Below are 4,330 nucleotides of genomic sequence, written 5' to 3' on the forward strand. Positions count from 1 at the left end.
AAATCTTCTTACTTGATGAAAATTTTTTCGATTTTACCCAACGGAAACATTACAGCGCCCTCGTGGATCAAACGGCCTTTGCTGGAAAAATTTTGCATCTCATCAAGCAGGAGTTAGGGTTCGGTTATCTGGGAGAGCTGATTCAGGACCAGCGTGAGTATCTTGTGGCTTATTACCGCCCGTCAATCTATCCCGTCTATCTGCTTATCCACCTCGACGCTTCAGCCATTCAGAAGGGAATTCAGTCTTTCATTTTTGAAATGTTGAAATGGACCCTGCTGTTCCTGCTCGTGGCTGTCCTGATTGCAAAATGGATGGCCAGGAGCCTCGTGCGTGACCTTCGTGGACTGCATATTGGAACTCAGCAACTGGCAGCCGGACGCTTCGATCATGTTGTACCCGTGCGCTCAGACGATGAGATTGGACAGCTCTCTGCGTCGTTCAACCTCATGACCCAGAGAGTTCTGACACTCATGGCAGGAGAAAGAGAGAAGGCCAGGCTTGGGGCAGAGATAGCGACAGCGCAGGTCGTGCAGAATGCATTCTTTAAGGACAAATCCGCCACTAATGGGAGTTTGCGCATTTCGAGCTTCTACCAGCCCGCTGCAGAATGTGGTGGTGACTGGTGGGGACGGTTCTCTCTCGCCCCTGGAAAAGAACTCATCGTAATGGGTGATGCCACAGGTAAGGGCGTGCCTGCAGCGTTGGTCACTGCTATTGCCTATACGACGGTCCACATCCACGTTCAGGACATAAAGGAGGGTCGATGCAGTTCCGACGATCCTGCCGCTGTCTTGAAAATCCTCAACGACACGCTCTATCAAACCCTTAAAGGCGTGTATTCCATGACGTTTTTAGCGGCAATTATGGATAGCGTGCATGAAAAATTAATTTTTGCCAACGGCGGCCATCCATTTCCCGTCTTCATTCCAACCGACGCCAGCGACAGCCGCATCACTCAACCGGCCAGGTACCCATTCCGCTTTCTGATTCAAAAGAATAATACTTCGAACGTGCTCGGGCTTGATGCCGACACCCGGTTCACGAATGAAGTTTTTGCCATTTCTCCGGGCGATAGGTTTATTCTTCATTCCCGTGGCCTTGTGGAAGTGGCTGACGAAAAGAGGCAGCCATGGGGCAATCGAGGGCTGGAGCGATTCTTGAAGAATCATGCCCATCTCGAAACTCATCAACTCTGTCAGGACATGATAAGCCATGTGATTGATATTAATGCTCAGAAGCATCAGTTTGCCGATGATTTTACAATCGTGTTTGTTGATTTCGTTAAAATCAAAGATCTTGCTGCTTGACAATAGGATCGGGAGATCACGTTGCGATTTCGGTTCTTCATAGTATGGACGACTCTCACGATGGGGACCATTCTCTGGATGCGCTTCCGGCCTCCTGACGAGACGGAAGGTATTCCCTTGGCCTTACTGGCCAGCAGCAGCGGTCGTGTTGAGCTGAAAAAGTCCGGTGCATTCTTGTGGAAGCGCATGGAGGACGGCGGCAGCATATTTTCCTTGGACTCCATCTCCACGGGTTCAAATAGCAGTGCCGTTCTGCAGATGAACAATGGAAGCCTCGTCCTGGTTCCCGGCGACACCCAGCTTAAGATTCTGGCGCAAAAGCTCAGCCTTGGATTTGAGATTGTACTGCAGGCGGGAGGGGTTTCCGTCGTGGCTCCCAAGCAGTCTGGCAAGGACGCAATCGCCCTTGAATACCCCATAAAATTAACAACGCGCACATACAGTTTCGATCTATCCCATATGATCGGAATCTTCCGTATCCATCCAAACCTGGGCATTCAAGCTGATCAACCAGGCAGCATAACGATTGCTGGACCGCAGCAGAGCCGCAGTCTCATTCATGCCTTGCGCGATTGCGACATGAAGGAAGGATGCGCCATAGACGAACGCATCATGCAGTCCCCTGGAATGAACGACATCCTCCTCCAGAATACAAAACAACCGCAACAACCGCAAAAGGTGGAACCAACTCGAATCGCCAAGCCTCGCCCTATCCTTGCCGCAAAACGACTCCAACGACCTTTGGAACCGGGCACCCCACCCTGGACAACGGCTGCGAGTGAGGAGATGAAACGGCCTGATCACCCAGAAATCTCTCTCAAACACACCCACTATTGGGTCAAAACTTCCCTACGGGAGGCGGCCAATCTACCAATCGGAATTGAATTGATTTGGCGTCCGATGAAGAGACTGCCGGGCTGGAATGCTGCTTTCAGGGTTCAAAGCGTAGCAACTGGACGATCGCTCGTATTCTCACTGGGCCTTGAGAGCACCGCGATAACGCTTTCACTCAAGGCCATTGAATCCATTCTGCATGCAGACTGGGGACTATCGCAAGCATTGACCATCGAGTTCGGATGGCAAAGTTCAGGGAATCAGAAGAGTGGCCCTATCTTTGCTCCCTTGAAACATAACATTCAGATCCAGACGCTCCAGTTTCGTTCACCCGTCAACATTCTAGTGAACCCTGGGAAATGGGTGGTTTCTCGGAATTCCTGGCTTGCAACACGCACGAAAACTGAATATTTAGCCAAATATTGGATCCCAAATCCAGATATTATCCCTGAATTTGAAGGGCTCTTACAGGGAGCCGATTCTTTCCACATCGAGGCAGCCCCGGGCGCTCACACTTCGTTTGATACGGGAATCATACGCAACTCACAACTCATTATCATGACGGACCATGCATCTATTCAGAAGATACCGGTTAATTTCTATGAGCAATTTAAACCTGACTTGGTATTCCGAGGGTCACGCGCTTCCTATCTCGGCATTGGGAAGCAATTCGACCTTTTCACAGCACTGCAGAGCGGCCAGCCTGTATACTATCTGAAAGGGGAAAACGTCCTCAGGATAGACTCTGACTTCTTTGCGTCCCAAGATGCTGTCGATCGCTTTGTCCGACAATTGAACCCGTATCTTTTCCGACACCCGGTGGACATCCTATTCAGGAGGCCACCATGATTTTCGGAATCAGGAACAGGTTCCACACCAGGATCTTCATTTTCGTTGTGCTGCTTGTTGTCCTCGTTGTTGCATTTATAACTGGCAGGAATATCCTGAATATCCATGACTCGTTGAGTCGCCAGTATAGGAAGACTTTGATTGACGGCACTCAACTGGTTGGACTGCGCATGAACGGGCTGCTAAACCGCTGGGAAACCAAGATCACACTCTTCTCCCACGTTCTTCTGCGAGCCCCACAGGAAATGCGTTCGCATTTGATTGATTCATTCATTAAGAGTGAAGCGGGCGTGGTGGCAGTTCAAATCATCCAGTTGGCTGAGGAACCGGTTATCCTTGCCAGTGGCATGACTGACCCGGGTTTGACCTTGGACACGGTTGGACTGAGCGAGGTCATGAAAACGGCGGATAACAGCATCCAACATCATCCCACCGATCCCTCTCTCGGCGTCTTTATGCGGACAATCGCTGTCGAGGACGGCACTGATCCGGTTGGGGTGTTGCTTTATTTCAAGTTAAAAGCATTGATCCAGGATAATCAGCCAAGCGACAGTGTGGAAATCTACCTCTTAAATCATGATTTTTACGATATACTGCAACAGCGCTCTTATGGAGACCTGATCAAGCAAAATAAATTTGCGGCGCTGACTCAGTCGCGAATGAAAAGAAAGGGTTCATCAGGCTACTTGGGTGAACTCAGCATGGATGGGGAAAGGGTGTTTGTTGCTTTTCACCAACTGCCGGCCTATCCTCTTTACGTTCTTGTGCATTTGAACGGATCGGCGATTGAGAATGCCATCCTTTCGTTTATCATCGAGATGCTACAATGGACCGTACTCTTTGTCCTGTGCGCCATCCTCTGCGCCCGGTGGATAACATCGAATCTACTCCAAAATCTTCGGGAGCTTCATGCCGCAACCCAGCGTGCCGTGGCCGGTAATTTCGGTCAGTTGATACGCGTGCGATCCCGCGACGAAATCGGCGAACTGGCTGCCTCTTTCAACATTATGTCAAACAAACTTGTCGAGCTGCTGACCCGGGAAAGGGAAAAAACCCGACTGAGCCAGGCTTTGAGCACAGCGCAGACTGTCCAGAATACCTTCTTCAAGGATACACGTATAAGAAATGGCAGATTGAATATCACAAGTTTCTATAAACCGGCTTCGGAATGCGGTGGTGATTGGTGGGGAAGATTTTCGCTGTCCCATGGCAAGGAGCTGATCCTGATTGGAGATGCCACGGGACACGGTGTGCCCGCGGCCCTGGTAACAGCTATGGCCTATACTGCGGCTCACACGCATATCCAGCGGATAAGGGAGGGAGGTCACAGTGAGGAT

Annotated in this window: 3 protein-coding genes; all 3 read left to right on the top strand. The window is 50.3% G+C overall.

Annotation, left to right across the window (positions count from 1 at the left end; genetic code table 11):
- On the top strand, positions 1 to 1,310 hold a 1,310-nt coding region (locus tag OLTU_RS17055), incomplete at its 5' end, for a PP2C family protein-serine/threonine phosphatase (RefSeq protein WP_218110082.1).
- Between the two features lie 60 nt (positions 1,311 to 1,370).
- The gene (locus tag OLTU_RS17060; protein WP_141733969.1) at positions 1,371 to 2,993 is read left to right on the top strand and encodes a FecR family protein; all 1,623 of its coding nucleotides are present in this window, start codon (positions 1,371 to 1,373) and stop codon (positions 2,991 to 2,993) included.
- Positions 2,990 to 4,330: HAMP domain-containing protein (locus OLTU_RS17065; protein WP_218110083.1), on the top strand; the 1,341-nt coding region annotated here is incomplete at its 3' end. The genes OLTU_RS17060 and OLTU_RS17065, both read left to right, overlap by 4 nt.

Origin of the sequence: Oligoflexus tunisiensis (genome assembly GCF_001748245.1) — a bacterium.
Lineage (GTDB): Bacteria > Bdellovibrionota_B > Oligoflexia > Oligoflexales > Oligoflexaceae > Oligoflexus > Oligoflexus tunisiensis.

Excerpts from the sequence above, each read along its gene's own strand:
- OLTU_RS17060 (WP_141733969.1), top strand. The coding sequence starts at position 1,371 with ATGGGGACCATTCTCTGGATGCGCTTCCGGCCTCCTGACGAGACGGAA.